The organism is Streptococcus gwangjuensis, assembly GCF_028156745.1.
GTDB lineage: Bacteria > Bacillota > Bacilli > Lactobacillales > Streptococcaceae > Streptococcus > Streptococcus gwangjuense_A.
In genome coordinates, this window is the sequence record NZ_JAODJG010000040.1 from 1 (window position 1) to 6,033 (window position 6,033).

The 6,033-nt window shown below is 38.8% G+C and carries 3 protein-coding genes; all 3 read right to left on the reverse strand.

Features of this window, described 5'->3' with window-relative positions:
- A partial coding sequence (gene adcAII / locus N5909_RS09280) for a zinc-binding lipoprotein AdcAII (protein WP_419965933.1) occupies positions 1-791 on the reverse strand: 791 nt, incomplete at its 3' end.
- A gap of 180 nt (positions 792-971) precedes the next feature.
- On the reverse strand, positions 972-3,557 hold the full coding sequence (locus N5909_RS09285) for a pneumococcal-type histidine triad protein (protein WP_033681824.1): 2,586 nt from the start codon (positions 3,555-3,557) through the stop codon (positions 972-974).
- 157 nt (positions 3,558-3,714) lie between these two features.
- Positions 3,715-6,033, reverse strand: a 2,319-nt coding sequence (locus N5909_RS09290; protein WP_271631181.1) for a pneumococcal-type histidine triad protein, incomplete at its 5' end; no start/stop codon positions are given.

Here is a 6,033-nt window from a genome sequence, read left to right on the forward strand (position 1 = left end):
AGACCCACACCTGTTGATTTGACAAGAGTTTCAGCTACTTTCGAAGAAGCATTACTTTCTGTAAAAATCGTTTTAACCTTATAGGTTTTAACAAATTCCTGAATTTCTGTTAATTGTCTTGGACTTGGTTCTTGTTCTGGAGAGATACCTGCGATTCCAAGCTGATTGAGTCCAAATCGCTTAGCTAGATAAGAAAAGGCTGTATGTTGGGTTACAAATGTTTTCTGACTCGCTTTTTCAAATTTAGGTTGGAATTTCTTAGTCAATTCTTGAGCTTTTTTGATAAAGGCTTGCGCATTTTTCTGATAAGTTTCTTTGTGCTCACTATCAACCTCTGAAAGTTTATCAGCGATAATTTGCGCTTCTTCGCCAGCTTTTTCAGGATCTAGCCAAGTATGAGGGTCATAAAGCGTTTTTTCATCAACTCCATCACCGGCTTCCACATCTTCTAGACCAGGGACACGATCCAACGTCATTCCTTCTGAAGCCTCTAAAACCTTAACTTTGGATTTTTTGAGATTTGGATCCAGACTTCCTGCCCAAGATTCAAGTGTATGCGAATGGTAGACAAATACATCTGCATCATAGATGGCTGCGATATCATTTGCTGAAGGTTCAAAAGAATGAATTCCGCTACTTGACTGAATCATCCGAACATCATTCAAGTCACCAGATACTTCCTTGACCATGGCATAGATAGGATAAAAACTGGTCACAATTTTCATCCCTTTACCTGACTGGCTTTCCTTCTGCCCACAAGCAGCTAATACCAGAGCCAATACACTGGTCATCAATACTAAAATCGTCCTCTTTTTCACTATAACTCCTTAACTAGTGTTTAACCATTTAATTAACTAGTAAATAGTTTATCTTTATTTAGAAAATATGTCAAGAATTTTTACACAATTTCATAAAAAAGAGAACAGAATCCATATTCTGCTCCCTTTTTATCTTCTATAATAGTTGTATAGTTACTTACTCTCCTTTAACAAGACTAATAGCTTTTCAGCTTCTGCCATAATAGTATTGTTGTCCTGAGAACCAAATAACAGATTATTTTTTAATCCTGTGAGAGTTTCGTTGGCATTGGACTTAAGAATTGGATCCTTAATCTTTTTAAGTAACTCTTCCGCCTCTCTCAGTTTTTCTTCAACCTTTTCAGTTTCAACCTGATGTTCCTCTGGTTCCGATGGTGATTCTTCTTCTGATTCCTCTGGTTCTTTTGGTTTTGGAGATTCTGCTTTCTCATTTTTCGGTTTTTCTTCGCGAGGTTTTTCCTCCTCAATTTTTTCTGTCTGAGGTTTCTCCTCTGTTGGTTTCTCTGTTTGATTGTTAGCAGCTTGACTATTGTGGTTTCTTTGAACATGGTCGCTCGCATTGCCCCAACCACTATCTGAATGTGGACGTTCGTTTGGATGTTCTACATAATACTTCACAGTTTCAAATAGCTCTTCTAAACTATACCCCTTAGGTGCCTCATAAAGTCCTTCGTCAAACCACTCAAATTTGATGTTATGGTAATGGTCATAATGAGGTATAATCAAACTTCCATTTTTAACTTCCACAGTATGTTGGAGATTGTAAGGCATACGATCAAGTGGTACCTTCTTAGCTGCTTTTACTCGATTGTAAATCGCTTCTGCTCCCTTAGCTTCAGTATTTCCTGAACTTTGATGATTTGTTGAAGGAGGCGTCAAACCTTTCTCTTTAGCATAAGCTTGACCTGCTGCTCTTTCAGCTTCAGACAAACTATCTTTCTTAATCCAATGACTGTGGCTCATATGCGGAGTTACATAGGCATCCCCCTCATCACTGGTGATATCACGGGGATCAAAGATATAGCCATCTTCTGTTGTATACTTGCCTGCCAACTTGGCTACTTGAATCTCATCATCTGTATAAGCTATTTGTGCATTTGGTTTTCCTAAACGTTCTGGATGACGAATCGGCGCTAGAAAAGCAAGGATATCATCAACTAACTTGACTTTATCACTTGACTCATCGTTGAGACGTTCCAATAGTCTATCAAAAGCGTCAAAATCAGCTTGGCGCCCTTTATTGGAAATCAAATCTTGGTGAACTGTTGCTAGTAAATCATAAACTTTGTTGTAAAATTTTTGATCACCAGATGCAAGATTGATTTTCTTAGCTCCTAACTCATGAGACAAACTTTCTTGTTTAGCAAGTTTATCATCAATGGCTGCAACAGTTTCTGCTGAAAGTTCCTTGGCAGAGATATAACGCGAAGTTCCATTCTCTTCAAAGACATAACCATCAACCACCTTTCGAATCGCCTGTTTTACCAATTTTCCATCAATTGGATTGCTTGGAGCTGGTTGAGGATTTGGTACATGTTGTGGACTTGGTATTGGGGTAGGCTCTGGAGCAGGGATTGGTTTTGGAAGGCTTGGAGTCGGAATTGGTTTTAATTCTTTACCACCTGCAGTAGTATGATTTCCTTGATAATTTTCAGAAATCATTCTTGCAATCTTCTGCTCTAAGTCAGACATTTGAGAATAAGGGATAAAGTGATAATGGTCTCCGTGTGGCACTGCAACACCATTCGCAGTTTTTCTTGTAATCTGCGCTGGATCAAAGACAAGCCCATCTGATTCCACATGTCGTTGGCTAAGCGGCAAGGCATAAAGCTGTTTCAAGAGACTGGACACGTCTTCACTCGGACTAGCTTGATAGCTATTATCCACTTGTGGGCTAACACTTGGAGTCCATCTTCTGGTATTTGCCTCAACATTGCTTTGATTAGTTTGTCCATATGAACTACTATTTGATGTCTCTGATGCGCTACTGCTAGAAGAATTTGTTGAAGGACGATACCCAACTGAGCTTGGTTGATTACCTTTTCCAGCTAGGAAGGCTCGAGCTGCGGCTAATTCACTGGCAGACAAGTCACTCTTAGGAATATAGTGGAAATGATTACCATGAGGAACGATATAGGCATCGCCTGTATCTTCTATAATATCAGAGGCATTAAATACATAGCCATCATCCGTTGTATAGCGGCCCTGAGCTCTGGCAGCGACTACCGCATTATCGTTAGAACCTCCTCCGTGATTACTACTGTGTTCTTGCTTCTGACGAGTAATTTCTTCTTTGGTTCGAACATTATCAGCATGTGCTGCATCCTTTAGATAGACATAATACTTACCATCTACCTTAATCACATAGCCACCCTTGATTTCATTGACAATGTCTGAATCCTTCAACTGATAATTTGGATCTTTCATCAGCAGTTCTTCACTAATGATAGCATCATAAGGAACCTTGCCATTATAATAATGATAATGGTCTCCATGAGAAGTCACATAACCTTGATCCGTAATCTTGATAACGATTTGCTCGGCATTTATACCTTCTTTTTTACTGACTTCATCAGGTGTCAAATTTTCTGCCTTTTGGCTTGGTTGTTTACCGTCTATATATGAAACACGGTTACTTTCTTTTACAGTTTGAGCTTGATGCAAACCTAGTTCATAAGCACAGACACTTAAAACAAGTGCAGCTGCTGACCCAGCTAGATATTTTTTATTGATTTTCATTCTTTCCTCTTTTCTTAACTCTATTTGATTCACTATAAAATAATAAACCAGTTAATAAACTAGTTAATAGTTTACTCTTTTTAGTACTGCTTGTCAAGAATTTTTCGTATATACATAATAAAAATGAAAGCCTCCTTATCGAGACTCCCATTTTTCATTAGTTTGTTTTTTCCTTATTTACAGGTGAAGGATTACTACCTTTTAACAACGCAAGTAATTTTTCTGCTTCTGCCATGATACCATTATTATCCATGGTTTGCAGGCTCAAATTATTTCGTAAACCAGCCAGAGTTTCTGTCGCATTGCCTTTCAGACTAGCATCTTTTACTCTAGCAAGTAAAACTTCTGCTTCTTTAAGCTTAGCTTCTACTTTTTCAGTCTCTACTTGAGGGACTTCTGGCTCAGCAGGTGTTTCCTCTACTGGCTCTTCTTCCGCTTTGAAATTCTTTTTGGGATCCTCACTGTGGTCTTTCTTACCTAAGACATGCTCGCTGGCATTTCCCCATCCGTCATTAGAATGTGGACGTTCATCAGGATGTTCAACATAGTACTTAATCGTCGCAAATAAGTCTTCCAGAGTATAACCATTTGGAGCTTTGTATGAGTGATCATCAAACCAAGCAAATTTAATGTTATGGTAATGATCCTTATGAGGAATGATTAAATTACCATTTTTAACTTCTACTGTATGCTCAACCATGTATGGAAGTCGAACGAGTGGAATTCGTTTCTCACCTTTCACACGATTGTAAATAGCCGCTGCACTATCTCCAGTTGGATTTGCTTGAGCATCTGCGTCTGCGGACGGAGGTAGAATTCTTTTTTCTTTAGTATAAGATTGAGCCGCAGCTTTTTCCTTATCAGAAAGGCTGTCTTTTCCAATCCAGTGACTATGGCCCATATGAGGCGTTACATAGGCATCCCCCTCATCACTGATAATATCATGTTCGTCAAAAATGTAACCATCTGACGTTGTATACTTATCAGCTAATTGAGCAATACGAACTTCGTTTTCGGTATATTCAATTTGAGAATTTGGTTTTCCAAGTCGCTCAGGATGGGTAATTGGTGCTAGGAATGCCAATAAATCATCTACCAATTTTCCTTTATTAGAAGATTCATCATTCAAGCGTTCTGCTAATTTGTCTAAGGCTTGGAAATCAGAAACGCGACCTTTATTTTCAGACAAAGCTTTATGAGCCTCAGCCAACAGATTATATGCTTTATCATAAAATTCTTGGTCACGAGGAGCAACTTTTTCTTTTTTAGTAGTTAAAGCGTGTGACACACTCTCTTGTTTTGATAACTTGCTTTCAAGATTTTTAACAGTTTCAGATGGTAAATCTTTCGCAAAAACATAGCGTGAGATTCCTTTTTCTTCGAAAACATATCCTTCTCCAACTTTTCGTACCAGCTGACTAACCAAAGAAGAATTTGAGTCTATTTTAGGATTTGGAGTAGGAGCCGGTTTTACCATAGGTTTCAAAGGTTTTAAGGTAAGAGCTGGCAAAACAGGAGATGGAATTAAATTTGGAAGACTTGGAGTCGGAATTGGTTTTAATTCTTTACCACCTGCAGTAGTATGATTTCCTTGATAATTTTCAGAAATCATTCTCGCAATCTTCTGCTCTAAGTCAGACATTTGAGAATAAGGGATAAAGTGATAATGATCTCCATGTGGCACTGCAACACCATTCGCAGTTTTTCTTGTAATCTGCGCTGGATCAAAAACAAGCCCATCTGATTCCACATGTCGTTGGCTAAGCGGCAAGGCATAAAGCTGTTTCAAGAGACTGGATACGTCTTCACTCGGATTTGCTTGATAACTATTATCCACCTGTGGGCTAACACTTGGAGTCCATCTTCTGGTATTTGCTTCAACATTGCTTTGATTAGTTTGTCCATATGAACTACTATTTGATGTCTCTGATGCGCTACTGCTAGAAGAATTTGTTGAAGGACGATACCTAACTGAGCTTGGTTGATTACCTTTCCCAGCTAGGAAGGCTCGAGCTGCAGCTAATTCACTGGCAGACAAGTCACTCTTAGGAATATAGTGGAAATGGTTGCCATGAGGAACGATATAGGCATCACCCGTGTCCTCAATGATATCAGATGCATTAAAGATATAACCATCATCCGTTGTATAGCGGCCTTGAGCTCTAGCAACTACTACCGCATTATCGCTAGAACCACCTCCGTGATTACTACTGTGTTCCTGCTTCTGACGAGTGATTTCTTCTTTTGAGCGAACATTATCAGCATGCGCTGCGTCCTTTAGATAGACATAATACTTACCATCTACCTTAATCACATAGCCACCCTTGATTTCATTGATAATGTCTGAATCCTTCAACTGATAATTTGGATCTTTCATGAGGAGTTCTTCACTAATGATAGCATCATAAGGAACCTTGCCATTATAATAATGATAATGGTCTCCATGAGAAGTCACATAACCTTGATCCGTAATCTT

What these genes read in the sequence shown, in the direction of transcription:
- N5909_RS09285 (WP_033681824.1), bottom strand. Translation starts at nt 3,557, where the DNA reads ATGAAAATCAATAAAAAATATCTAGCTGGGTCAGCAGCTGCACTTGTT.